General features: G+C 51.7%; 17 protein-coding genes. 6 read left to right on the plus strand and 11 right to left on the minus strand.

Features of this window, described 5'->3' with window-relative positions; all coding sequences use genetic code 11:
* Positions 1-59 precede the first annotated feature (59 nt).
* Positions 60-1,007 carry an asparagine synthase-related protein gene (locus AC1DFB_RS20980; RefSeq protein ID WP_480922854.1) on the minus strand — a complete coding sequence of 316 codons (948 nt, stop codon included), beginning with the start codon at positions 1,005-1,007 and terminating at the stop codon, positions 60-62.
* The gene (locus AC1DFB_RS20985) at positions 910-2,031 is read right to left on the minus strand and encodes an asparagine synthase-related protein (protein ID WP_480922855.1); all 1,122 of its coding nucleotides are present in this window, start codon (positions 2,029-2,031) and stop codon (positions 910-912) included. Before AC1DFB_RS20985 ends, AC1DFB_RS20980 begins: the two co-directional genes overlap by 98 nt.
* A 90-nt stretch (positions 2,032-2,121) precedes the next feature.
* Between AC1DFB_RS20985 and AC1DFB_RS20990 the strand changes: the two genes are divergently transcribed.
* Entirely contained in the window at positions 2,122-2,568 is a 447-nt protein-coding gene (locus tag AC1DFB_RS20990; RefSeq protein WP_480922856.1) for a lasso peptide biosynthesis B2 protein, read from the plus strand.
* Between the two features lie 461 nt (positions 2,569-3,029).
* Here the strand turns inward: AC1DFB_RS20990 and AC1DFB_RS20995 are convergent, their stop codons facing one another.
* Together AC1DFB_RS20995 and AC1DFB_RS21000 are read right to left on the minus strand one after the other, a co-directional pair.
* A complete protein-coding gene (locus AC1DFB_RS20995) occupies positions 3,030-3,242 on the minus strand; it encodes a hypothetical protein (RefSeq protein ID WP_480922857.1) in 213 nt (70 codons plus the stop codon).
* A gap of 321 nt (positions 3,243-3,563) precedes the next feature.
* Entirely contained in the window at positions 3,564-4,088 is a 525-nt protein-coding gene (locus tag AC1DFB_RS21000) for a class I SAM-dependent methyltransferase (RefSeq protein ID WP_170515600.1), read from the minus strand.
* A gap of 489 nt (positions 4,089-4,577) precedes the next feature.
* On the opposite strand from AC1DFB_RS21000, the gene AC1DFB_RS21005 reads away from it, so the two are divergent.
* Complete coding sequence (locus AC1DFB_RS21005) at positions 4,578-5,858, plus strand: O-antigen ligase family protein (protein WP_480762297.1); 1,281 nt, start codon at positions 4,578-4,580, stop codon at positions 5,856-5,858.
* Here the strand turns inward: AC1DFB_RS21005 and AC1DFB_RS21010 are convergent.
* Positions 5,845-6,207 carry a VanZ family protein gene (locus AC1DFB_RS21010; protein ID WP_170515605.1) on the minus strand — a complete coding sequence of 121 codons (363 nt, stop codon included), beginning with the start codon at positions 6,205-6,207 and terminating at the stop codon, positions 5,845-5,847. The genes AC1DFB_RS21005 and AC1DFB_RS21010 overlap by 14 nt on opposite strands.
* 363 nt (positions 6,208-6,570) lie before the next feature.
* Between AC1DFB_RS21010 and AC1DFB_RS21015 the strand changes: the two genes are divergently transcribed.
* Both AC1DFB_RS21015 and AC1DFB_RS21020 read left to right on the plus strand, forming a co-directional pair.
* Positions 6,571-6,969 (plus strand): Wzz/FepE/Etk N-terminal domain-containing protein, encoded by a 399-nt coding sequence (locus AC1DFB_RS21015; RefSeq protein WP_480922858.1) that lies wholly within the window; start codon positions 6,571-6,573, stop codon positions 6,967-6,969.
* Between the two features lie 118 nt (positions 6,970-7,087).
* Complete coding sequence (locus tag AC1DFB_RS21020; protein WP_480922859.1) at positions 7,088-8,818, plus strand: GNVR domain-containing protein; 1,731 nt, start codon at positions 7,088-7,090, stop codon at positions 8,816-8,818.
* A 355-nt stretch (positions 8,819-9,173) separates the two neighbouring features.
* Here AC1DFB_RS21020 and AC1DFB_RS21025 read toward each other — a convergent pair whose 3' ends face one another.
* Positions 9,174-9,494: a hypothetical protein gene (locus AC1DFB_RS21025; protein ID WP_480887822.1), complete on the minus strand. Its 321-nt coding sequence runs from the start codon at positions 9,492-9,494 to the stop codon at positions 9,174-9,176.
* A 396-nt stretch (positions 9,495-9,890) separates the two neighbouring features.
* On the opposite strand from AC1DFB_RS21025, the gene AC1DFB_RS21030 reads away from it, so the two are divergent.
* Positions 9,891-11,036, plus strand: a complete 1,146-nt coding sequence (locus AC1DFB_RS21030) for a glycosyltransferase family 4 protein (protein ID WP_170737350.1) — start codon at positions 9,891-9,893, stop codon at positions 11,034-11,036.
* Between the two features lie 87 nt (positions 11,037-11,123).
* On the opposite strand, the gene AC1DFB_RS21035 is transcribed toward AC1DFB_RS21030, so the two are convergent.
* From AC1DFB_RS21035 to AC1DFB_RS21050, 4 genes are all read right to left on the minus strand, one after another.
* Positions 11,124-11,438 (minus strand): hypothetical protein, encoded by a 315-nt coding sequence (locus AC1DFB_RS21035; RefSeq protein ID WP_170737348.1) that lies wholly within the window; start codon positions 11,436-11,438, stop codon positions 11,124-11,126.
* 163 nt (positions 11,439-11,601) lie between these two features.
* Complete coding sequence (locus AC1DFB_RS21040) at positions 11,602-12,960, minus strand: hypothetical protein (RefSeq protein WP_480762285.1); 1,359 nt, start codon at positions 12,958-12,960, stop codon at positions 11,602-11,604.
* 45 nt (positions 12,961-13,005) lie between these two features.
* Positions 13,006-13,698: a polysaccharide biosynthesis/export family protein gene (locus tag AC1DFB_RS21045; protein ID WP_480893897.1), complete on the minus strand. Its 693-nt coding sequence runs from the start codon at positions 13,696-13,698 to the stop codon at positions 13,006-13,008.
* A gap of 126 nt (positions 13,699-13,824) precedes the next feature.
* A complete protein-coding gene (locus AC1DFB_RS21050; protein WP_170737340.1) occupies positions 13,825-14,808 on the minus strand; it encodes a glycosyltransferase family 2 protein in 984 nt (327 codons plus the stop codon).
* A gap of 502 nt (positions 14,809-15,310) precedes the next feature.
* Here AC1DFB_RS21050 and AC1DFB_RS21055 point away from each other — a divergent pair.
* Complete coding sequence (locus AC1DFB_RS21055; RefSeq protein WP_170737338.1) at positions 15,311-16,486, plus strand: glycosyltransferase family 61 protein; 1,176 nt, start codon at positions 15,311-15,313, stop codon at positions 16,484-16,486.
* A 95-nt stretch (positions 16,487-16,581) separates the two neighbouring features.
* Here the strand turns inward: AC1DFB_RS21055 and AC1DFB_RS21060 are convergent, their stop codons facing one another.
* On the minus strand, positions 16,582-25,353 hold the full coding sequence (locus AC1DFB_RS21060) for a malectin domain-containing carbohydrate-binding protein (protein ID WP_480922860.1): 8,772 nt from the start codon (positions 25,351-25,353) through the stop codon (positions 16,582-16,584).
* Between the last annotated feature and the right edge of the window lie 212 nt (positions 25,354-25,565).

The raw sequence follows: 25,565 nt of genomic DNA on the forward strand, positions 1-25,565 counted from the left end.
GCGCGTATAGCGCCAATAGAACGCCATCGCAGGGCACTGATCGTGCACGCTTCAGTGGCTCAACTGGATGGCAGTGTTCGTATGATACCATGCAAGTCAAATCTGACAGGCCGCTGTCTCAGCACGACACAGTTACGGTTTTTAGAGATCGAGCGGTTTCTTTGTTCAAGGTACCAGATTCTAATAGACAACGAGAGGCGCCTGAATAGCAGTGTCTCCTCTTTGCCGAGAGGGCCTTGGGATTTTCGGATTACTTCTCTAACTTTTGGCATATCAAGCCATGAACTCTCTCCATCAAACATCCCGACGCGCTCATACTCCAATAGCGCCTTCCAATAGTCCAACCGGCGCTTGGAGCGCAGCGCTTCATTGGCGACGTCATATTTCTGCAAATCGTCGGGAAGCACGTCCTTAGTCGCGTGCCGGGCTAAAAACCGGGGCTTCCCATCCGCAAAAAGAAGTTCATTGGGAACACCCAGGATAAACTCCATAATGCGGCGATCCATCAGAGGATATCGATATTGGATACCGAACCTGGATGACCACGCGGCCCATGTATCCGCCCTTTCGGCCAAATGACCGTAAAGCTGAAGATGTGCCAAATACACTTTAGGGTTCGCTGGTTCGGGCAGTTCCTGACCATACCACCAAGCCTTCAAACTGGGGTCGCTTTCCAGAAATGCTGGATTGATGAAGGATACTGGCTCACCACAATTCGGGTCCGGTGTCAGTCGTCGCTTCAACCATTCCGGCATCAGCGGCAGCAGACCGTGATAGTAAAGACTGCGCAGAAGGATTTTGGGCTTTCTACGGCCACCGGATATGATTCTTAGAACCCGAAAAGCCTCAGCAAACCTGAACCGTTTCAAGCAATATGGTAGATAAAATCTCCCCATCGTAGAAAACGCCTCATCTCCGCCCCAACCGGAAAGAAGGATGCGAACGCCGTCGCGGGATGCCTGAGAGAGAATGCCGGCCTCTTGAGTTAGGTCTGCGAGATCCCTCAATTTCGAATTCCCGCTGATGGAACGCTTCCAGTTCTTTGTAATCCTGACTGCCGAAACGTATCGAAATACCTGAACTCTCGCATATGCGATTGATATTATGACGTTCGTCAACCTCACCCCTGTCTGGAAAATCGTCTGAAAAGTCAGGTGCCCAAGCGTAAGCTGACACCAAAGATCGATCTTGCGATCTGAGCGCTCTTGCCGACAACGCTGTCACTGCCCCAGAATCTATTCCGCCACTCAAATGCGCGCCCACGGGCAGATTGGTATCAATATTATATTCCATCACCACAGTAAGAAGATCGGTCAGTTCTTGAACGCAATCTTGCTCCGAACGCCCGTGGACCGTCTTGACGTTATGAGGATTCCACCAGCGTTTTTGTTTTTGCCCAGATTGGCCAACAGTCATGTAACAGCCAGGATCAACGAAATTTATTCCTTTGATGAGCGTCTTTGTCGGCAGCCAGGCAACTTCGCGCACCATAAACCGCAGCAGGATGTCCTGATCAATCTCACGACTTATGTCATCAAACTCCAAAAGGGCGGCAATGTCCGTGGAAAATGTAAAGCTGTTGTCTCTGCGGGCCCAATAAAGCGGGCGCTTACCAATATGGTCCCGCGCCAGAAACAGCTCTTGGGTTTCTGGATTAAACACCGCAAAGGCATAGTCACCGAACAGGAAATCCGGACTGCGTTGCCCCCATTTCAGATAGGCGCTCCTGATCAGTTCAAAATCGGATAGGCCGTTCTCTGACGATGGTAGCGGCTCCAATTTGGCCGCCAAATCTTCGCCCGCATCGATGATAGCATCTGCCGTCAGAATGCAGCCATTGCGTTCCAGTTCTAAACCATCAGACTGCCCGGCCTTGACGCCGAAATACTGAAGGCCAAATGCAAAATTTTCTCCGTAAACGGTGGATTTACCATCGGGCCCATAGTCGGATAATGCCTTGAAGGCCCTGTCGAATTGGGACTTGTTAAGCGATCGTCCGCTGTATTCAATTCGACCAAGGATTGCGCTCATAGTTTTCTCAATAACTACAGATCATCTCAAACTGGACGCTAGCGACAAATTTGGGATGACTGAACCCACCATCTGTGCGAAGTACTGAAAATGTCGCGATTTTCCCAGTTCATATCTTTACCTGCTCAAAAGAAACTCATCGTTTTCGAGGCATTTTTTCGACTTTGCCAAGCCTGGATTTTGGTGAGGTGTTTTCCGTTTAAAAAATGGAAAGGGCGTCTAGGAACATCCTCACCCGGCGAAGTGTTTCCCGCAGAGATTGAAATAACGTTGGAAATCAGGTTGGTCCGTAAGGCTATCAATCAACTGAACCGCATATTTGGCGGCGTATTCACGTGTTTGATGGTCGGGATGGCAGGACAAGATATGTTGCGGCGAAGGGGGGTCAGCTCATCTCTGGTATTTGGCGTGAACACAGGTCGTTCCGAAGCCAAAGAAAACATGCACGCGCATGCCTGGCTTTGCGTGGGACATGAAGTGTTGCTAGGAGAAGATCAGCGAAAAAGATATTCACCTGTTGTTAGCTACAAAAGCTGACAACAGGCTACCTGTTAATTCCAAGGCAGAAATGTCTTGAAATTTTTTACGTCGCTCAGGAGCCTTTAGGGCCTGCAATGCCAAAGCACCACAACTCAATTTCCCGGTGGTAGTTCAGGGGGCCGCTAAGTGTCTTCTCAACGTCAAGCGTTTTCAGCTTAGGGGCTTCCCAGGTTTTAAGTTTTTTGGTCACTATTCCGTTCCTTTAAATCGTTAACCCTCCCTTTTTTACCAGCAAATTTGAACCGAAGCAATACTGTTGGTACAGGCACAGGACCGATGTGCGCGAAGTGCTACAGTCTTGCGTTTCAAGCCTTTTTTGCGCAAAATCGGAAACAATCTTATGCGCTCGATCGGGTTTTGTTTCCTTGGGAGATGGGCCCATCATAAGCGTGTAAAGCGGAGATACCTACTTATTCACCCAGCGCTCAAGAATCGGCGCCATATTTCACAAACCGCGTTCAATGAGCCTTGAACCAGGTAAATTTCTCACTGTGGTTCCGTGTGTTGTTCATATCCCGAAACGCCCATTGTAAAACAGCGAGCACAAATAGGGTGGCGGCACCGATCAGTGTGCCCCACATTAGACCTGATATGAAACCGAACGACAAACCAAACCACATGGCAAAAGTGGCTGCCCATCCCACCACAACGCCAATGAGAAATGTGGCCATTTTTTAGCTTGTCCTTTTTTGAACGTTATTGCACCACTCGCCCTAATAACAAGTTAACAGCCTTTTAGACGCTTATGCTACAATAATTGTCCCGAACGGTGGAGTTCTGCCTATCTATGTTGAGATGGATCATAACACGTAAAAGGAAACCAGGCATCAGTCACTTTTACTTGAAGATGTATTCAATCACACCGATAGGTATACCCGATTTGTCCCTGACTGGTTTGAACTCTCTGAAAACGCTCAACCAGAAGGTAGTGGTATCCTTCTCCCTGACAGATCCATGGTCCAAAATGTCGCCAAATTTCACATACGCTCGGCTTAACTACTGGAGTGTATAATTCCGAAATCACCTAGTAACGAGCGAACCGGGTCGCCATCGGGCATCAGGCGCTCAAAATGGATCGGAGATTGCGCGTTCAGCACCTTGCCATCTCGATAGGCTGATGCAATCTCCTGATCGGACAGGATCGTCACTTGTTCAGGCAAGTGAAGATTGGCGTAATATACCTGCATCACAAGCTGCAGCCGCAATGGCGCAAGCTGCACGTTATAGGGGGCAAGCTCCCATGACCGCTCCAGACTGTCACGCATGGCATCGATATCACCAGCGCGGGCTTGGGCCTGTGCCAGATACGTCCAGCCAGAGGCGTTTGCGGGGTCAAGACGAAGAGACCGATTGATTAGGTCCAGCGCTTTCCGGGTTCGCGCCCCTTGTTCCTCTATACTAATGACCATCGCATCACCGGTGGCCGGATCATAAGTCAGGTCAAGCTCGTTGAGAAAGCTGTACGCAAGTTCGAGCAGGTATTCCGATTTGTCGTAATGGGCGGCGGCGTTGGGCACTCTCCAATTACCTCCCACGTTTTTATCTCGTGCGTTGCTATTGAAGGCAGGACTGGTTTCGAACACCATCGCAAAATTCATAATCGCGCCAATCAGGACAGCGACACAAAAAATGCGCACCAAAATTTTTCCCATTGTCACACCTGGCACATTAAAGATCGCAATACTTAGTGTAGGCGCCAGTTCTCCTGCCTGTCTATTGGGCTGCAGCTCTGTTTTGCGATTTGGGGTCAATCGGTGCAGATGTATCCTCGCCGCAACGTTTGCCCGCATAGCGTATCGCCGGGGCTTTTGTCACAGATCTGCTGAGATAGTCTCGCAATTCCGAGGAAACGTGGTGCTATGAAAACACGTGAACGATTCTCTATTTTTCAATGGGCTATCCTATGGGCGCTTATGGGGTGCGTATTACTTGCAGCTGTGCCCCTGGGAGCGAACCGGCCGGTATCATGGTCGCTGTTGTCCCTTGCCATCCTGGTGATTTTCGTAATGCAGGTGCTTGTTGACAGCATCCAGCGCCTGCCCAAACAAGTTAGGGGGCTGTGGTTGCCTGCCGCTCTGTTCCTGGGCGCGGTTATTTGGGGCTGTATCCAGCTTCTTCCCGGGCTTCCGGCCCCTCAAACACATCCAGTCTGGACTGCCTTGGGCGATATACCCGGCTACATCTCGGCTGATCCCGGACAGGGGCGGCAGATTATCATGCGTTATCTGTGTTACACGATGATCTTCTGGATCGCATTCCGTGCCTCTGTGGCCACGGCTCGCGTGGAAATGATGCTCAGGATTATTGCCATCACTTCAACCGCATTCGCGATCTACGGCCTTTATACAATGGCAACCGGGTATAATCCTGTTTTGGGCGACGGCGAGCAGGTGCTGGTTGTGACCTCAACGTTTGTCAACCGCAATAACTATGCCACCTATGCGGTTTTTGGGTTTCTGGCAAATATTGCAGCCTATCTGCACTTCGTTAGCCGTGCGCCGGTCAACAACGATAGTTGGCAAAGCTTTCTGCGTGATATGCTGGAGGGGTTCTTTAGCGGTGCATGGATCTATGCCCTTGGCGCCCTTTTGTGTCTAGGGGCGTTGACTCTGACACAGTCCCGCGCAGGAGGGCTTGCAGGACTTGTGGGGCTGTGCGTGTTTTTGGTGTCATGGAAAGGTGGAGGACGGCGGTGGAACCCGTGGCTCTTAGTGGTTGTGGTGGCCGTGGTCGGGTTTGTCATTCTTACAAGCGCGACAGGCATGATTGACAGAATCCTAACGACAGAGGCAGGAAACGCTCGCTTTCTGATTTATCCTGAAGTCGTCAGGGCAATCATGGATCGCCCGGCTTTGGGCCATGGGCTAGGGTCGTTTCATGATGTTTTTCGCCAATATGTACCCGCGGAAGCGGCCATTGGCGAATGGGTCAGAGCGCACAACTCATACCTGGAGAACATGTTCGAGTTTGGCATTCCCGCCGCGATTGCCTTTTATCTGGCGCTTCTGATCATCGCCCTGCGCATTTACCGCGGAACCGTAAACCGCCACCGAAACCGAGTGTTCCCCTGCTTTGCGCTCGCCGTCATTGCAACGGCAGCCACTCATTCTCTCTTTGATTTCAGCTTGCAGATCCCCGCCGTTGCAGCATTGTTTGCAGTCATCCTTGCAATGGGGTGGGCCCAGAGTTTTTCGACACGGAATCCGCGGACAGGCAGAGCCACACAAAAACCCGCCACTCCGTCACAGACATCCACAGACCAAATGGCCACGTCTACAGTCGAATAGTCCGTTTGAAATTCAGCAAAACCCTGAAAAAGACCCAGGCCAATCCCACGCCGATCAAATTTCCGGCAAGATCTAGCACGGAAAAAGTACGCCCGGGCAAGGCAATCTGGACGACCTCAAGTGCCACTGCAAGGATGACCATCAAAACAGCCACGCGGGCGGCGGCTTCCACCCAGCCTAAATGGCAGGCCGAACCGAGGAAGAAGAAGGCCACCAAATGCACAAGGAAGCTTGAAATCGGCGTCGGGGCCACAAGCACTGTTTCCCCGCCCAAACACACCCACACCAATGCCAGAAAAACGACAATGGTGAAGACACGGACAACGCTCTCGATAAATTCAATTTTCACAATCCGCACTCTCTAACACCCAAATTCGAACAGGAAAGCCTGGGCATCGCCTTCTTTTAGACAACGTCTGCACATTATTTCAACGTGATATGAATACAATATTCAGACGCTTGTCAGTCTCGGCAAGTAAAAAAGCTGATGCCTTAAGGTGGATATAGGCTGTAGAAAATGCATATAAGTGGGCCAATATAGTACAGATAACCGGTTTCCGGCGCATTTTGGTGCGCGCTGGTGAAGGCGCGTGTTTAGAGTTTTTTACGGTTGTAAATTGGTTCTAGTTCAGGTGTGTATAAAGTGAATAAGTCAGCTCAGCCATTAGTCCTGTCGAACCCGGTGAACACGGCCAAACCACGGAACAACCCCTTGGACAACATCGACGACACGATTGATATTCGCGGGCTTGTTTCAAAGTTTTGGCATGGCAAGTGGATCATAGCGATCTGCCTGCTGATTGCCTATGTGCTTGGCTATCTCTCGATATCCCAGATCGTACCCACATACCGGGCAACAGCAACGGTAATGTTTGATGTCCAGCAAAGCAACGTCATCGAAAGTATCCTGAACGAAGAAGGTATTGATCGGGGCAATTTGGAAGATCAGATAATGATCCTGTCCTCAACCAACCTGATCGAACGCGTAGTGGATGACTTAAATCTGGACAACAATCCCGAATTCAACCCGACTTTGAGTGAACCAATACCCAGCTTGCTGGAACGTGTTGGAAGCTATATTTCGCTCCCCCCGAGATTACCGATATCATGAAGGATCTCGGTCTGATCGCCCCCCTCCGCCCCCGATCACCGATCCCGAAGCGCGTCAACTCGCGCGGGAAGAACGCCTGCGTGTGTTAATTGTGCGCAATGTGTTGAGGGGCTTAGACTTGGCTCCCTTGGGCAATTCCAATGTTCTGGGCATTTCCTATGTTTCGACCAACCGGAACACCGCAGCAGATATCGCCAATGCCATAGCAAATCAGTATATTGTCGACCAGCTTGAGGCAAAGCTTGAAGCAACACAGGCTGCTACAGGCTGGCTCAGTGTCCGAGTCGATGAACTGCAGGCCAATGTGGAAACTGCAGAAAACAAAGTCGAAGCCGCCCGTGCAGCCCTTGCCGCCGAACAGGGTCAGAGCCTTGACATCACCCAACAGCAACTGGCTGCGCTCAACGCCGCGTTGGTAGGGGCGCAAAGTGACACCACGCGCATTCTAGCGGAGTATAACCGGCTGGAAGCCGCATTGGCAGACCCGGATGGTTTGGACACGATTTCGACATTTCGAGCGTCACCAATGATCTCGCAGATCAGACGGCAGGAATCTGAACTTGCTGCACAGGTTCTCACACTGAATGCATCTGTCTCACAGGACAACCCATCCTTGCAGCTCGCCAAGCGGCAACTCGCAGATGTACGCGAACAAATCCGCGAACAAGTCCTCGAGGAAGCTACCAAAATCGTGGCAGCCACTCAAAACGACCTTATCGCAGCACAGGAGCGGGAAGCTGTCCTCATAGCGCAGGTGCGTGAGTTGGAGCAGAAAGCCTTCAGCCAGGCTGCGGATGAGGTGGCACTGCGCCAACTGGAGCGGGAGGCGCAGGCTAGCAGGGTTCTCTATGATAACTTTCTGGCTCGGCTACAGCAATCAGACGTGCAAGAAGATTTGCAAACCGCAGATGCCCGCATTTTGTCCCCAGCAGAGGTTCCCCTCTTTGCACAATCACAACAGCAGCGCCGCACGATGCTACTAACCCTGTTTCTGGGCGGGGCGATCGGAGTTGGTATCGTTTTCTTGCTTGACTTCCTGAACAACACCTTCCGTTCGCCGGCACAGTTGGAGGAGATGTCTGGAATAACAGTTCTTGGCACATTGCCATCGATCGGCTCACGGATGAAACGCCAAGCCCTATTGGATAATTTACGGAACAAACCCAATTCCTCGCTGGCGGAATCCGTCCGAAACCTTCGAACCAGCATCCTCCTGTCAAATGTGGATAATCCGCCAAAAGTGTTAATGTTCACCTCCAGCGTCCCGCAAGAAGGTAAGACCTCAAGCGCAATGCTAACGGCAATGACCAGCCGCCAGATGGGAAAAACGTCAATTATAGTTGATTGCGATCTGCGCATGCCCGCTTTGGCGCACATGCTCCAAGACACCGATGAACGTCCCGGATTATTATCGGTAGTCGATGGGACAACCCCGATCAATGAAGCGATTTACACCGAACCTACCTCAGGCGTCCACGTACTCACAGTCCGAGAAGGCGAACGTCTTGGAACAGTCAATGCCGCTGATGTTCTGTCCTCTAAACGCTTTGAGAAACTTATCGAAGTCCTGAGTTCGAACTATGATATGGTGATCCTTGATGCGCCACCGGCCTTGATCGTAGCTGACGCGCGGATTCTGTCAAAGCTGGTGGATACGATTATTTATGCGGTGCGATGGGACAAAACCCCACGCGGTGCTGTGCTGGAGGGCTTAAAGGAAATGCGATCTGTAGATGCCCCGATTGCTGGTGTTGTAATGACGATGGTAAACGAGGCACGGGCCTCGAAATACGCATATGACGGGTATAATTATTACAAAGGAAAATACCGAGATTACTATATCTCGTGACAAAATGTACGCTTGCCTTTCCGGTCTGTAAGGGCGCTCCTGGTACGGTGGCGACCTCGACAAAACCTACCCCTGTACAGCCTATCATTATAGTCATATTGCTCAGGCTACTAACCCAGCCCCCTGAAATCAGGCCGACGAGATATTAGTGATCCTTCTAAACAATGGGTACAATATGCAACGTAGATTTTCAAACGAACAGATCAAATTCTCCAGACCCCACAAGATCAACAAACTGCAAAGTAGCTGATGATGAAGCCGATGAAACGACAAGGATTTATCCCCAAGGAGCTCATCACAAACAAGCTTCGGTCTTACGGCGGCGCCAAGCGCGAAATTGCACTGGCCTTGACTGCTAATTGCATGAAAGGTTGAATAACTGCGCTGAAAATAATCGCCTGCCGTATCGAAAGCAGGAACGAACGATACAGGGCCAGATCAGGTCACCCCTAGGTCCCAAATACGTTGAAGAAGCGGAACATCGTCGTGGGCAGGTTCCAGAAATACTCATAGGAATGACCCGTGCTGTCATTAGTATTTTCGTTGCGGCATAGATAACAAGCGGTGTGTCGGCCTTATGGGCTTCGACAAAGAGTATGTCCTTATTGGCTCCATAACACGAGCCGGCTGAGGCCATCAACAAATGCCTCACCTCATGCTGGCGCACTGTATCCATAACGTTGAAAGCGCCTACGACATTATCGTCGAAACAAGAGTTAGGATTTTCGAGGGTGTAGCACCCTTCGGCACGTCTGGCCCATCGCGGTTTGTTCAGAATAAGGCATGCTCAAAATAATTCGTAGGTCTGCGCTATACTGAATCCATCGTCTACTTTGATCGGACGGCACGCGGGCTACCTTGGCAATGCCTTCGCGGGATGGGGAATGGCTCGAAACCCATAACCATAAGCAGCTCAAATCCGCCCTTGGCGACGAGCTACTAGCCATGGTCTATTGACCGAGAAGAAACGAAGCCTGCCCCGCTCATCAGATGCAAAGGGTAGCTTAAAGTACATCGAAACTCGTCTAAAGACTGGGGAGTAGCTCAACATAATTGAGCGGAAAAGAGTTGGATGAAAAAGCCAGTAATTTCTATTGTCTACAACAGTTCCAGACATATTGCTCAGTCACGTATGCGTCTTATCGCTGAAATTCAGACTGCTGGGTATGATGTCTGTGTCTTGTCTCCAAAAGATGAAAGCACTGATTACTTAACAGATCATGGAATAAGGCACTATCCAATAGGTATGAGCCAATATGGATTAAACCCTCTTTCCGAGATACGATGTGCGTTGCAAATCGAAAAACTATTGAAAGAAATCAAACCCGTCGCCTCTCTGCACTACACCGTAAAGCCAAATATCTTCGGAAATTTTGCCGCCAAGCGGGCCGGGCTTCCGGTCATAAACAACGTAGCAGGTGCAGGGCAGGTATTTTCTGGCAAGAGTACGATGTTGAGGTCGCTTGTACTTTGGCTATACCGAAGAGGACTGCGGCACTCGTCTCGAGTTTTCTTTCAAAACTTCGACGACATGAAAATGTTTGTTAACAAAAAGGTCGTTGCAAAGGAACTCGCGCAGAGAATCCCCGGAAGCGGGGTCGATTTGGAACGGTTCTCGGTCAAACCTTTCCGAAACGGAGCAATCAGATTTATTTTTGTTGGACGCATGCTGAAGGAAAAAGGCGTACGAGAACTTCTAGAGGCTATTCAAAGCTTTTTGGGGCAACCCGATCGAAAAAACCGAGCTGAGTTTCATTTTGTTGGCGAGCATCTTAATCATAGCTCATATGTGGATTTTTCTATTTTAAATAAAATGGTAAAAAAAGGTCAGGTGGTGTACCATGGCGCTGTTAAGCCTGAAGAAATAGATCAATTGCTGGCGAGTTCGCACTGTTTAGTTTTGCCTTCATATTATGGTGAAGGTGTACCTCGGGTTTTGTTGGAAGCCTGCGCGGTAGGGCGCCCAATCATCACAACCGACAATGTAGGTTGTCGTGATGTTGTTGATGATGAAGTCAATGGATTTATGGTAGAGCCCCGTGATGTAAACTCTTTGCTCATTGCTTTAGAAAGATTTTGCGATTTAGATGACGAAAAATTTATGCAGATGTCCGTTCAAGCAAGGGCAAAAGTAGAACGGGAGTTCGACGAAAATATTGTCCTAAGAGAGTATTTAGATGCAATTTCCGCAGTCGTGGGAGAACAAAAAAACCGATAGCTACCGCCGCGCTCGCCCCCTATCCTCCACCGTTGACCAAAACAGACAAAGAGCAACGTTGGGACGAGTCTTTCTGCATCGCTGACTCTAACTGGGGCTTACATCATCCTTGCATCTGTTGCGCTTCTTCTTGTGGTGTCCAGTATTTTTCGACTGTTCTAGATTGTATTCGGCATCCATGAGCTTGTTCTGCATCGTGTAGTAATACGGGTGATGTCTTTTATGCTTTGACAGCCATATTTTCAGGTCGGCGGTGATTTTCTCCCAATCGGATGATCTATAGGAATCGTATATTTCGTCTTTGTAGTGGTAGCATCCAACGGTGTCCGCATGAGCGGTTGAAATAATCGACGCGGGCCATACAAAAATGCCAGCTAATGCAACGGCTTTAAAGGTTGGCATGAACAATCCTCACTAATTACAAGCTAAATAATAGCGGCTTCACCTTTGGAAGTCTATTTGAAGGAGGTGTCCTCGAGCTTTGTATTCAAAGCTGTCAGCACACAGTCAGATGTAACCCATGCCTCCGCTAGCCTCCTGATCCGACAAAAGTAAGTAAGGTCGATCAGGGCGAAAAGCTGAAGGATCTTTCCAACCCGACAAAGAGGGTTGTACGGGATCGGTTTTCCTCATTGTCTTCGGTCTCGAAAGTATGCGCAATCCCGCTCTCAAGCGCCCAATCCCGGGTCAGGTCATGGCGGTACACCAATTCAACATCAAGTCGCTGACCATCGTTGTTACCGTCACCCAGTTCGTTGCGGTCGAAAAAATCGACGCTGATCCCAAAGCTGGAAAGGCTGTTGATCTCCTGATCGTATGCGGCACGCAGAGAGGTATTGATATCTTCGTTGTCATCTTCGTCGACCACAACTCGTTGACTTAAACCAAAGCTCAGTTGGGCGGCCGGTAACTCATATATGTAGTCAATCTCTACTAACGGATCTGATCCAACCGCATCGGTGCCTGTCACCCCTAGTGACACGGCTAGAGCACCGCGGGGCAGGTCCATGTCCCGACTTACGCTCAGGAAAGACCGCCGACCGTCGACGTTCGCAAAGACCTCTGATGCATAGCGCAACCCAATGGTGCCGTTGGGTAGCGCTCGCGTGAACTCGATCTCGCCACTAATGCCATCGTCGTCCCGCTCTGTCCCGCCGGTCCGTTCAATTCGGTCGTGGCTCAGCTCGGCATCCACTGTCAGGACGGAACTCAACTCAAGTTCGGTCGCCAACCCAAGGCGTCTGGTTTTGCGGTTTGTACCGTCTACGGCTTCAGTGGTGAAGTTATTGTAGCCGGCTGTCAAACCCAATGTTATACGCGGGTTGATCCGGAAATCGACCTGACCAGAGATATCATTCTGTGTGCTGTCACTGAGGCCGGGGTCGTCGGTATCCCTAAATCTGATCTCGTTATAATCCCAGTCGAAACTGGCCCCCAGCGGCCCCTCCTCGCCGACGGCCCCGCCCAAAGCGAAACCATAGCTGACCCGTGTACCGCTATCCTGATTGATGATACTACTGTCCTGATCGAAATCCTCGTCAGAGAACGTCGAGTCGGTATCAGATTCGCGATACCGTGCATCCGCTCCGAAAAAGGCATTACGAGTTGTCCTGTCGTAGGAAAGCGTCGCAAATGTGTTCGTGAAGTCGAAGCTGTTCGGATTATCCTCGCGAAATTCTTCAATATCAGTTCCAAGATTTAGCGAAAAGCGCTGGATGTTCGTGACACTTTCCAAACCAAAGTCCAGAACGGTGCGCCCATAAAAATCAGAAGTGCCATCGACATCCAGATCTGGATTGTCGCTGTACTCCAAGCGCTGCGAAACATCGAAGGTCGCAAGGAGTCCTGAAGGGGATTCCTCTGCAGAAGGCACACCCTGTGCGTGAACTACAACTCCGGCACAGCAAATGAGGGTGACAGCCACCGCCCCTCGCTGCACGGTAAAACTTTTTTCTTTTGCGCGGGTCGGTTATTCGAACAAACGCCGTTCCGGGACCAGAATAACATCACCATCCTTAAGCTCGATATCTGTTGTTACAGCTCCGTTTGCCAGAGCCTTATAGTTAAGAATTGTTACTCGCTGGACACGCGTGCGCGGATCGGTTCGGCGCAACTGGATACGCTTGATTGCTGCAAAACGCGAAACACCACCGCTGACAGCCACTGCCTGCAGTAGGGTCGTGCCCCTTTCAACCTGGATCACTCCAGGGTTGTTCACTTCTCCAACAAAATAGACATCAATTGTCGGGCCGGTTGTAGTTTGTGTCGTTGCGTTGAGGTCCAGAAACGGTTGCACACCGACAAAAACTGTTGGAGGGGAAGTGAAATTGGAGCTGAGCCCCTGGCGCAATGAGGTCTGCACCTGACTTACGGTCTGTCTGCCCGCTCGGACGGTACCTACAAATGGGAAGGTGATCTGCCCATTGGGTAAAACAGTAACCGCCCGGTTAAGGCTAGGATCTTCCAGCACTTCGATTTGTAGCACATCGCCCGGTCTGATGCGGTAGTCACCCTGCGCATTGGCCGTCACTGCACTGATCAACAAAACCACAACAAAGGAGATCAGATTAAAAAATTTCATAGTAGACGCCTCCATCGCCTTTAACGGAAGTTGTCGCAAAATTGCTTCGGCAAAACAATCCGCAAGGCAATGAGGCGCCAAAATCAACGTATCAATGTATTGATTTCATCACGGTTTTGGCGTTTGATCAGTTTTCTGACGCTTTTGGGAACAATCAATTCCGACGGCCTCATATTGAATGCATCTCCGCGCGCTCATCATTTCAAGCTATCCCGCAGAGAGAACCTCAAGTTGGTTGCACGTAAACTCAATTGTTTCTTCATAGAGGCTTTTCAGTTGTGGGTCGCTAAGCCAATCTTTCATCAGTTTGTTTTTATGTGTCACATAGCGAAGCACAGACCGGTCTTCTTCGTGATTCAGATTCAGGCGGTTGAAGTATGAATCGGTCCCATAGGTAGCCTGGTTCCTGTTTACATCGCCCTTATAACGTTTCAGTTGGCACAGTTCTCGTGTGCGGACCGAATAATGGTTGATTTGAGCTGTTTTGCTTTGTGCGCCATGATGCCGAACGGACTCTATTACGCTGTCAAAGGAAGCATTTTGGGGAAATACTAGAATTTTACCATCGCAGTAGTATTTCAGCTTCTGTAAGCGATACGGACCAAAGCGAGCGCGTGGCCTCCGCACCCTCGTTAGCGCAACACTCATTTCAAAGTTATGGTGTTCCCTGACAAGGGCCTTGAAGTAAGAGTTCTGAGGGTCTTCTCGCTGAGCGGATTGAAAGAGCTTTTCGGTAATCGGCGGATCAACAAACCCAGAAATGCCACTATCGCCGAAGATGCGCCAGCGCACCGGAATCCGGTGGCAACCTTTGCCTGCTTCAACTAGCGCCTTCACAGTACCATCACCGATATTGACTACCAAAAACTCATCGGCGTCGAGCGGCATAAGCCACTCGCATTGCCGCATGACCGGGAGATTCTGCAGCGCAAAATAGGCATCCATCTGGATTGTACGCTGATATGGACCCGGATTATCAATATGGACCAAGAGACCCAAGTCTTGCATGCGGTCCAAAATCTGGTCAGTTCCGTCGGAGCAATCGTTACTGGCCACAGCGATTTCGTCAAAACCCAGTACCTTGTTATGCGCGACCCATTCGATCAACCACGGGCCTTCATCTTTGACAGTACCAATCAATCCAACAGTCCCGGATCGAACGGGCGGAGGAAATGGATCAAAGAAATTCATTGTGTCCGGTCTCAAAAGAAAACGCTAGTTTTTAGTTCTGCGCTTGATTGGTGCCCTAGTGGCGCGATGGTGGGCAGGATTTGAATGCTTCGCCCGACCCTTGGTTTGGGCGAAGGTGACTTTCGCTGGTTAGAAACCCTGTGCCGCGCGACAGTGGCCCAGATGGAGTAATGTGTTTATCATAGCCAAAACGTTATTGTTAAAATGCCTTTAGATCAACACAATGCACATGCATTACTACTACTCATGGAAGTTTTTGTTAAAGCCCGGATGATTGGTTCAGATACATCGGGCGAGCCTTTGACCGACGCTGGGTTCCGCAGCTCGGCGGATCGTCGAGATGGAGGCTGTTGGAATGACTATCTTAAGAGAACCCTTCGTTCAGTGGTCGTTTACCGTCGTACGTGCACATTTTGCGCCCGAATATCGATGGATATGGATATCTTACCCCTTTTTATGAGTTATTATGCATTCCAAAGCTTTGAAGCTCGGATCAACGTTTATGACAAATTTTAAGTCTCCTCTGGCGCTGATGCGCCAAACAATGCCAACCCGATACAGACAGCTGAAACGACTGAAGTTAACAGCTGATGGCATCTTCACTGATGCCTGGATGATGGATCAGCAAATTCCAATGCAGTCGCTCAATCGAACGCTGTTTGATTACGATGTGGTGTTTTTCGGCGACCACCAGATTTATGCCCCGGTCTTGCCTGAGAACAATCCATGTAGCAACTACAGGCAACTGAGCTTGCATTACACACCGCAGGCCATACCCCGCCCGTACTATTTTCATATCGAGAGCGCGGGCGTGAACCTGCCTCATATCGTGGACCCCGTCAGACCCAACCGAGTCATTATGGAAACTTTAGCCGACCCAACACCGACAGTTGAGGGCAAACACTGGCGGTTCAATTCTGCTGGCCGACGAAGAGCGTTTAAACACGCGCGCGAAGGCGAGTGTGACTTTGAAGAGGCTTACATCTTTTCAATGCAATGGTGGAGAAATTACTATCATTTTCTAGTGGATTGCTGCGCCACATATCTTCAACTAAGAGGCTGCGGAGCGATTACACCCAACACCAAAATTCTAACCTATGGCGTCCCCTGGGACTGGCAACGGGAGTATCTTAAAATTCTAGGGGTCAACCCGGATGACTTTATCGATATTACGGATCGGTGCGTCAAAGTCCGGCGGCTATTGATCGGATCGCCAACGCGATATCGTTTTGCCCTTTCAAGAAACGCAATTGAAAATTTGAGGAATTTTGTTCTGGATGCAGTTGCGCCCGACCGCTCAGAGCCGTTCAAAAAAATCTACGTCACAAGGCGTTTGGCAGACCAGCGCCGGATATTGAACAACGACGAAGTCTCCGCATTTCTACAGGACCGCGGCTTTGAGATTGTCGAGGCAGAGAAACTCTCTGTACATGAACAAATTAAGCTGTTCTCCGAAGTCAAAACTATTGTTGCGCCCCATGGTGCCGGCCTGACCAACATGATCTTTTGCGACAGGCCCGACGTTATAGAATTTTTTGCCGAAGACGTGTTTGATCGGGGATATTTCATAACACTGACAAACATTCTTGGCGGCAAACACACGCCGCTGGTGTTTGAGCCGCAAAACGCTTTGAACGATTACTATGTCGACGTCAATCAGTTGAAAGCTCAGATCTAGCCAGCCTTTCCGCACCTTGTCGCCATTGGCTCACCGGGACGACAGTTGCCGACATCGGCGGGAAGTAATCCGGGCTCTATGACTGACGCGCCAGTTTATACAAATGCAAATTCATCAGCGCCGGTATCGAGTTGAACAATCTCGACTCCATTGATCAGCGGGTTTTCGATGACACGCTGGAAGTCGATATCGATGGTGCCATCGGACACCTCTCCGATCCACTCGAACATACCGCCATTGCCCTTGCCCAGAGTACCTGCAAGATCAAGGTCATCAAGGAAGAGCTGATCTTCGACCAGTACATCAAACTGCCGGACACCTGGGTTATAGTAGCTTTCACCCATAAAGAGACGGACTGCATAAGTGCCAGATTCTAGCGTGCCATCGCCAAACTCAAGGCCCATTTCCGAGCCACTTGACGGATCCCAGCGCTCCTGTCTGAACAGGTCCGTCGGAACTTCTGTCGCATCCACTCCGGAATCCAGAGAAGAGACATTGCCGGTGTAGATGTTCGTGGGCCCGCCCACAACGGCTGACGCATCTGCGATCCAATCCCCTCCGCCGTCAACAGCCGTCACATTGGAACTGCCCGCATTCCACCGATACAAAATCGTGCTACCACCCGGTGTATCGTTGTCGATGATGTCGAGCGTACCCGATACCGTCGCCCCGAGTGCAACCCCCGCAGACGGGTTCGATATTGTGAAGGTGGCCGTCTCGAGCCCCTCGATATCCGCGTCATCCGCCACATTGAGTACGACGCTGGCCGAGTTGTTCCCGTCCTGAATGGTTATTGAGGCAGGGACTGCCGTCGTGAAGTCCGAGGCCGTAATCCCATTGCCGCTCAGACCAAGATCGAAGGTCTGATCGCCAATCACGGCGAGTGAGGTAGTCACCGTGATCGTCACCTGCGTACCGTCATCTTCAGAACCGACCGATGGGGTCACGGAGAGGTTGGCAACAGGCGTCGTGCCGGCGCTGTATTCCAGATAGATCGGAGCCGTAACTGCACCCAGCGGAAGGTCGTTGTTGCTTGTATCAATGACACTGGCCACAAATCCCAGCGGAAGCTGATCTTCTCCGACAAAGTCGTAAAGGGCGATATCAGCAAAATCAAACAGGCTGGTAATATCCTGATTTGTACCATCAAGCAGGACATCCACAGTCTGGAATTCGACGGCGTTGTTTGCCGGAAAATCTTCAGCCCCAAGAGCCGCAAGCTGCGCATCAAGTTGTGATTTGTAAGGTTCGGCGAAGTTGTTGGCTACTGGTTGAATGAAACCTTTGGTCAGAACGATCCGCGCGGTGGCACCGGCAGGTCCGCTGACAACAACTGTCGGGCCGGTGACGTCATATGTGCCAATCTCTCCTTCGGAGAGGCCATTTACACTGAGTTGGACGGCCGTGTTTGGAGCAGCCTGATCTGCCAGGCCAATCGAGCCACCCTGGGATCCATCACTCTGAAGTTGACCTGTCGCGGTAGTGCCATCGGCGAAGGTGATTGTGAACGAAGACCCGATGAGCTCCGCGCCGGATACGCCACCCACATCCCACGAGGGCGAAGAACCGCCGTCAAGCGTCGATTTTTGAGATCCGGCAACGGAATTCGGGTCCATATCAACGGAAAAGCCAAGCGTCTCTCCGCTCTCAAATCCGCCATTTACTAGCGGATCAAAGGTGAGCACTATCCCGGAATACCCAGCCGTTCCTCCGGCTCCGATGTAAGATGCATTTGTCGGAGCCTGTACGCCGGTGTTTCCATTGGTATTGATTTGAAGCGCTTTGGAGATCGTGTCACCTGCGAGGCCGAACGGGTCAAATACGCTATCCGGATAAAGCGCATTTGTTACATCAATCTCAATGGACGAAATTGTTTTTGATCCGACATTTGTCAGGACAAACGAGTTATTTCCATAGTTGGAAATCTGGACGTTGTTAGCCCCAGCATTGACTGACAGTGTGGCTGCACCGTTATTCGTCTCGCTCGGATCATCCGCAACGGTCACCGCAATGTCTTGCGTGACCGTGTTTGTGCCGTCGAACGCGCTGATGGTCACGTTATAGACGTTGTCGTCACCAACATCGGTGGGGGCTTCGAAATCCGGAGCCGTCAGAAAGCTAAGCGCTCCGGACGTCGGGTCGATTATAAAGAGACCGGCATCCGCGCCACCTGCAATGGCGAACTGGATTGCATCATCCTCTGGATCGGTCGCGCTGACCGTGCCAACGGCGGTCGTATTCTCGATAACGCCAAAAGTCGAAGACGAAGTAAAGCTAGGCGCCTGATTGGGGGGTGTATCGTTGTCGATGATGTCGAGCGTACCCGATACCGTCGCCCCGAGTGCAACCCCCGCAGACGGGTTCGATATTGTGAAGGTGGCCGTCTCGAGCCCCTCGATATCCGCGTCATCCGCCACATTGAGTACGACGCTGGCCGAGTTGTTCCCGTCCTGAATGGTTATTGAGGCAGGGACTGCCGTCGTGAAGTCCGAGGCCGTAATCCCATTGCCGCTCAGACCAAGATCGAAGGTCTGATCGCCAATCACGGCGAGTGAGGTAGTCACCGTGATCGTCACCTGCGTACCGTCATCTTCAGAACCGACCGATGGGGTCACGGAGAGGTTGGCAACAGGCGTCGTGCCGAGTTGAACAATCTCGACTCCATTGATCAGCGGGTTTTCGATGACACGCTGGAAGTCGATATCGATGGTGCCATCGGACACCTCTCCGATCCACTCGAACATACCGCCATTGCCCTTGCCCAGAGTACCTGCAAGATCAAGGTCATCAAGGAAGAGCTGATCTTCGACCAGTACATCAAACTGCCGGACACCTGGGTTATAGTAGCTTTCACCCATAAAGAGACGGACTGCATAAGTGCCAGATTCTAGCGTGCCATCGCCAAACTCAAGGCCCATTTCCGAGCCACTTGACGGATCCCAGCGCTCCTGTCTGAACAGGTCCGTCGGAACTTCTGTCGCATCCACTCCGGAATCCAGAGAAGAGACATTGCCGGTGTAGATGTTCGTGGGCCCGCCCACAACGGCTGACGCATCTGCGATCCAATCCCCTCCGCCGTCAACAGCCGTCACATTGGAACTGCCCGCATTCCACCGATACAAAATCGTGCTACCACCCGGTGCCGGGATATCATTGACAGTGATACCAAAATTCGATGTGACATCCGGATTGACCCCGTCAGAGGCAGTGATCGTGGCGGTATAAACGCCGGTTGGCGAGACATCCGGTGTGGACCAGCTGAAATCGCCGGTACCGTCGCCATTGTCAGTAAAGCTGTATCCAGTGACCGGCGTGCCGCTGGAATCCTCCAATGTCACGGACAGCGTGATCACATCACCCGCATCCGCATCCGTTGCCACAACCTGGGCCACCGCCGTCTCAAGCTCGTCGACGACCAGATCGGACACTGCAGTGATCACAGGCGCCTGATTGGGGGGTGTATCGTTGTCGATGATGTCGAGCGTACCCGATACCGTCGCCCCGAGTGCAACCCCCGCAGACGGGTTCGATATTGTGAAGGTGGCCGTCTCGAGCCCCTCGATATCCGCGTCATCCGCCACATTGAGTACGACGCTGGCCGAGTTGTTCCCGTCCTGAATGGTTATTGAGGCAGGGACTGCCGTCGTGAAGTCCGAGGCCGTAATCCCATTGCCGCTCAGACCAAGATCGAAGGTCTGATCGCCAATCACGGCGAGTGAGGTAGTCACCGTGATCGTCACCTGCGTACCGTCATCTTCAGAACCGACCGATGGGGTCACGGAGAGGTTGGCAACAGGCGTCGTGCCGAGTTGAACAATCTCGACTCCATTGATCAGCGGGTTTTCGATGACACGCTGGAAGTCGATATCGATGGTGCCATCGGACACCTCTCCGATCCACTCGAACATACCGCCATTGCCCTTGCCCAGAGTACCTGCAAGATCAAGGTCATCAAGGAAGAGCTGATCTTCGACCAGTACATCAAACTGCCGGACACCTGGGTTATAGTAGCTTTCACCCATAAAGAGACGGACTGCATAAGTGCCAGATTCTAGCGTGCCATCGCCAAACTCAAGGCCCATTTCCGAGCCACTTGACGGATCCCAGCGCTCCTGTCTGAACAGGTCCGTCGGAACTTCTGTCGCATCCACTCCGGAATCCAGAGAAGAGACATTGCCGGTGTAGATGTTCGTGGGCCCGCCCACAACGGCTGACGCATCTGCGATCCAATCCCCTCCGCCGTCAACAGCCGTCACATTGGAACTGCCCGCATTCCACCGATACAAAATCGTGCTACCACCCGGTGCCGGGATATCATTGACAGTGATACCAAAATTCGATGTGACATCCGGATTGACCCCGTCAGAGGCAGTGATCGTGGCGGTATAAACGCCGGTTGGCGAGACATCCGGTGTGGACCAGCTGAAATCGCCGGTACCGTCGCCATTGTCAGTAAAGCTGTATCCAGTGACCGGCGTGCCGCTGGAATCCTCCAATGTCACGGACAGCGTGATCACATCACCCGCATCCGCATCCGTTGCCACAACCTGGGCCACCGCCGTCTCAAGCTCGTCGACGACCAGATCGGACACTGCAGTGATCACAGGCGCCTGATTGGGGGGATTCAGCGGATCAACGGTCGCCGTAATTGTAGAGGTAGTCGGAGAACCGCCCTGGCTCCACCACAGAGTATAGCTTCCAGCGCCAAGAGGCGTTGCAAATCCGATCGTGCTAAGCCCACCAGCATTCTCGATAACGCCATCAGCCATATTGGCCAAAAGATCACTTCCGATGCCGAATTCATCGTAAATCACCCCACCCAGCAGATTTGAGGCATCAGGGTTCGCCGGGCTTTCAGTAAACTGCGTGCCCGCCTGCATGCCAAGGAAGGTGGCGTTGGTGATGTTCACATCGTAATCGGCATAGTCACTCAGGGTCAGAGAGGTAAGCACATGGTCCGTTGGGACAACAATCGTGACATAGTCGTAATCCCGCGTCGGATCACCATCCTGAGTAGAGACCAGAACCGTGTCGCCTTGCGTCAGATTGACGACAGTCGGATTCAGACCATCATCCGAGAAATCTCCGACGTCTGTCCCGTTTGCGCTGTCTTCGAGGTCATCGATCGTGACGGTTGCTACGGCCGTTCCGATTGTGGCATTCGCCCCACTGACGCTTGTCACGTGAAGCTCGAACGCCTCCTGGCCTTCTATCTCGGCATCGGGCAGCAGGTCGACGAAAAGGTCGAGCGTGGTCTGACCCTCTGTGATCTGACCGCTGCCGGAATAGAAGCCGGTTACAGCATCATACGCCAGGCCGGCGGATGTGTAGTCCAGTTCTGGAGTTGCGCCGCCTGTGACGGGGCGCAGTTCAAAGTTTACATCGATTATCTGACCGGGTGGAACCGCTGTTGCAGAAGTGATGCTGAGAGAGACAGTTCCATCTGTCTCGGAAAAATTCCCGGCATTGGCCGAGACGACCGGATCAACGGGCACCGTATCCAGCCTGACGATTTCCACGCCATTGATTTGTGGATTTTCAACAACCCGTTGGAAATCGATATCGATGGTTCCGTCGGTAACCTGACCCACCCATTCGAATACACCACCAACACCCGAACCAAGCGTTGAAACAAGATCCAGGTCGTCCAGGAACAACTTATCTTCAATTGATACGTCAAATGTTCGCAAACCGGTTTGGGTGAAATACGCCTCGCCCATCAGCAGTCGTACCGCATAGGCACCGGACTCAAGAGCGCCATTACCAAACTCAAGACTCATTTCGGCACCGCTGGAAGGATCCCAGCGTTCCTGTGTGAAGATGCCGGTTGGGATCGTGTATTGCGATGCGCTGGAATCCAACGTGGAGATGTTTCCGGTATAGATATTTGTGGTTCCACCCACCAGAACCGACGCGTCGGCGATCCAGTCTGGTCCGCCATCGACCGCAACCACGTTTGAGCTGCCAGCATTCCAACGATAGAGAACCGTACCCGTGGTTTCAACGGCGTCCTGACCAGAAACCTCAATCCAATCCCAGGATGCGGCGAAGCTGTCGTCCCCGGTTGGCGCGGATGAGACGAGGCCAACAACGGCACCAGTGATGTTGCCATTGTTGTCATACTGCCCAAGGATTGCATCTCTTACATCGTTAGGCAGTGGCAGTGCGGCTGTGCTCACCCAATCCGTGAATGCGCCATCGTTGACATAGCGTGCGCGCGCCGAGATTGTCTCGGCACCCAGTGTCAGGTCAACGTCAAACGCGACTTGCAGATTGGGGTCTGCGATGCCCCGTATAGGGTTTTCGATGCCGGGAATTTCAACAAATACCGTGTTCGGAACATCGTTCTCTTCAACCACAAGCTGCAAGCCAAATAGTGGCGTGCCACCACTTGCATCCACCGCAATGGTCGCTTCCACAAAGGTGCTCTGATCTCCGGGGCCGACCATCAGCCCGAATTTTTCACCACCATCCCAAGTTTTGGAGGCGTCCGTATTCGGCGTATAGCTGAACACGTTCAGCATTTCGCTCACGATTGAGATACCACTCAGATTATCCTGTATCTCGAACCCAATCCCCAGAACGTCGGCCTGGTCATTCGCGGTACCAACCGCATTGCCGGTATCTGCGACATCAATACTGACGAAGGTGGATGCCCCACCCAGATTCCAAATGCCTGGGTTATAAAGAGCAGGCGAGCCATCGGAAGTGATCTGCGGGTCAGTTCCATTGCGCCAGACCGCGTTAATTCCGATATCGCCGGCGATACTGTCACCGCTGGGAATGGCACCAGGAGGTGTGGTTGGTGTGCTCAGTTCGAATTGCCATGTCAGGGTTTCATTTGCCCCGACCACAACGCCGCGGCCATCCAGCGGATCGCCAACATGGCTGTCATTGGTGTTGTCCTGACCATCAAGGTCAAGATCTGTACTCGGGTCGGATGCCTGCCCTCCGGGAATAAAGAACGTCACGTTGTCAGCGCCATAGGTGCCCGCAACTATCAGCCCTGCAAAATCGTCGACCCCGTCACCGTCACTATCGATGAATGTGCCCAACCCGTTGTCGCCCAGGGCGGCGACTGTCAGCGGTGTCGATCCGAAACCGTTTATTGTCCCGAGACTCTGGACCGCATCCGTCCGCCCGTCACCATCGGTATCAATGGGCTTCTCAAAATAAAGATTTCCATCGAAGGAAGCGGCAACAATTACGCCATTCAAGGCTCCGTTGAAGTTTGTCGCCGTGTATTCCGCCAGACCGTTTGTAGAGGCCGCTACCGTTTTGAGTGAGCCATCAACACTGTCATCAAAAAGCTGAGACTCGGGGGAATAGAGTGTGCCGTCCTGAACGCTTGTGCCGTCATAATAAGCGGTCGGATCGCTGATCGAACTTCCCGGGTGAATCCAGTTATAGCCCGAGACAATGTCGTGAAGGTCTGCCGGAAGTCCGGTAGTGCCGGTCACGTCAACCCAATTCCCATCGCCCTGCTCCTCGTAGATTATCAGGAGCGCGGCGAGATAGGCCTGCGCCTCAGTCTCATTGGCAAAGATCACATCGCCATTGGTATTGAGAAGCGGATTGCCCGCACCAGGTATATAGTTTCCATCGGCATCAAATGTCGCTGCCAGAATAGCCGCTGCGGCTCGTATTGGAGAAGCAAATCCGCCGTAGGGACCAAATTCATCCGAGGTGTCCCCGGCATAGTGCAACTGGTCTCCGAAGCCTTGCGATCCTGATTCATTGAACAGATTTGTCGCAAGCTCTTTTGTCCAATCCTGAACGTAATTTATGGAGTCACCCGGAGTATCATCCACGAATGGAATCGGCTGGCCACCCCAGCCTGTGTTTGGCCCATTATCCCAGGTAAAGACCTCACCACCTTCGGTGACTTCCACATCATATGCATTGCGGTATCCCGGCGAATGTATCTGCAGGGGGTTGTCAACGAATTGAAGCTGCCCGCCGATGCTAACCAGAACTTTTTCAACAACCTTTGCCGCGTTCAGGCCGTTGTTGCCGCCTGCCCAATCGGGGTTGAGCTCACCGTTTGTACCTGTCCCGTTATCATCCAGAGTGAAATTCGGAGCGTCCTCAGGATTCAAAATGTTCAGAGTCGATAGGTCGATATTTGGTCGCGTGGGATCGTCCAGTGTAGCCAGATCCAAGATGAACTCTTCGCCACTCCCGTCCAACCGGACGTCGTAGCTTTCAAGAACAGTCAGATCGATCTTCAGGATCGTTCCGGAATAGGGATAATCGACCGTTCCGGCAAAGTTGTTTCCCGGCGCACCGTTGTTGGTGTTGCCACCGACTGCGACCCAGAGCATCTCGTGCCCGGTTACCGGATCAATCGCGATGTCAAATCCGTTGACCGAGTGATTTTCTTCGGACCTCGGCAGGCCACGCACAATGGCGATATTCGAGAGAATCTCACCCGTATCAGGGTCCAGGGTAATTTTGTGAATCTGGCTGGAGTTGGTGTCAAGGTTGGCATCATTCCCAACGGCAATGCGCGAGTCGGATGAATTGACGTAAAGAACATCGTTTCCGTTTGCGTCCGTGGTCGTGATCAGCCCAGTCATTTGACGAGTGGTCATCGCGTTGACCGACCCATCATCATCGTAGTTTTGGGTGTCTGTCTTTACATCATTGATAAGGGTTGAGTCCGTGACGACAAAGTCGGGCAGAGCATCAGCGTCGGGACCATCGGCCTGACGTTCGATTTCCAGTCGCCATATACTGCCATCCTGCTGAGCAACGAATAGAACGGGATTCCCGGTTTTACTAAAATCCAGCGCTGTTGGATTGTTAACCGCCTCACCTTGCAAACCAGTAACGCCAAAAGAAATATCTGGATTAGAAAACGCCATCTAACACTCCACACACAAACACCGCAGAACGAAGGGGCGCAGGTCGAAAAATAGACCTGAGTTTGAGGTGGCACTCGCTACCCTTCGAGCCAAATACGTCTAAATTATGGTCTAAAAGAGTCCAAAAGTTAAGGTCTTTCAGCCATTCTCCCGGCCACATTAAACAATTGTGAACAAAACCTGTAATTAATTCTATCTTGAAGAAAATACCC

Source organism: Ruegeria sp. S84 (assembly GCF_056583445.1).

Coding starts and splice junctions, on each gene's coding strand:
- AC1DFB_RS20990 (WP_480922856.1), top strand. CDS start 2,122: ATGTCGCGATTTTCCCAGTTCATATCTTTACCTGCTCAAAAGAAACTC.
- AC1DFB_RS20985 (WP_480922855.1), bottom strand. CDS start 2,031: ATGAGCGCAATCCTTGGTCGAATTGAATACAGCGGACGATCGCTTAAC.
- AC1DFB_RS21050 (WP_170737340.1), bottom strand. CDS start 14,808: ATGAATTTCTTTGATCCATTTCCTCCGCCCGTTCGATCCGGGACTGTT.
- AC1DFB_RS21055 (WP_170737338.1), top strand. CDS start 15,311: ATGACAAATTTTAAGTCTCCTCTGGCGCTGATGCGCCAAACAATGCCA.
- AC1DFB_RS21005 (WP_480762297.1), top strand. CDS start 4,578: ATGCAGGTGCTTGTTGACAGCATCCAGCGCCTGCCCAAACAAGTTAGG.
- AC1DFB_RS20995 (WP_480922857.1), bottom strand. CDS start 3,242: ATGGCCACATTTCTCATTGGCGTTGTGGTGGGATGGGCAGCCACTTTT.
- AC1DFB_RS21060 (WP_480922860.1), bottom strand. CDS start 25,353: ATGGCGTTTTCTAATCCAGATATTTCTTTTGGCGTTACTGGTTTGCAA.
- AC1DFB_RS21025 (WP_480887822.1), bottom strand. CDS start 9,494: ATGGATACAGTGCGCCAGCATGAGGTGAGGCATTTGTTGATGGCCTCA.
- AC1DFB_RS21035 (WP_170737348.1), bottom strand. CDS start 11,438: ATGCCAACCTTTAAAGCCGTTGCATTAGCTGGCATTTTTGTATGGCCC.
- AC1DFB_RS21030 (WP_170737350.1), top strand. CDS start 9,891: ATGAAAAAGCCAGTAATTTCTATTGTCTACAACAGTTCCAGACATATT.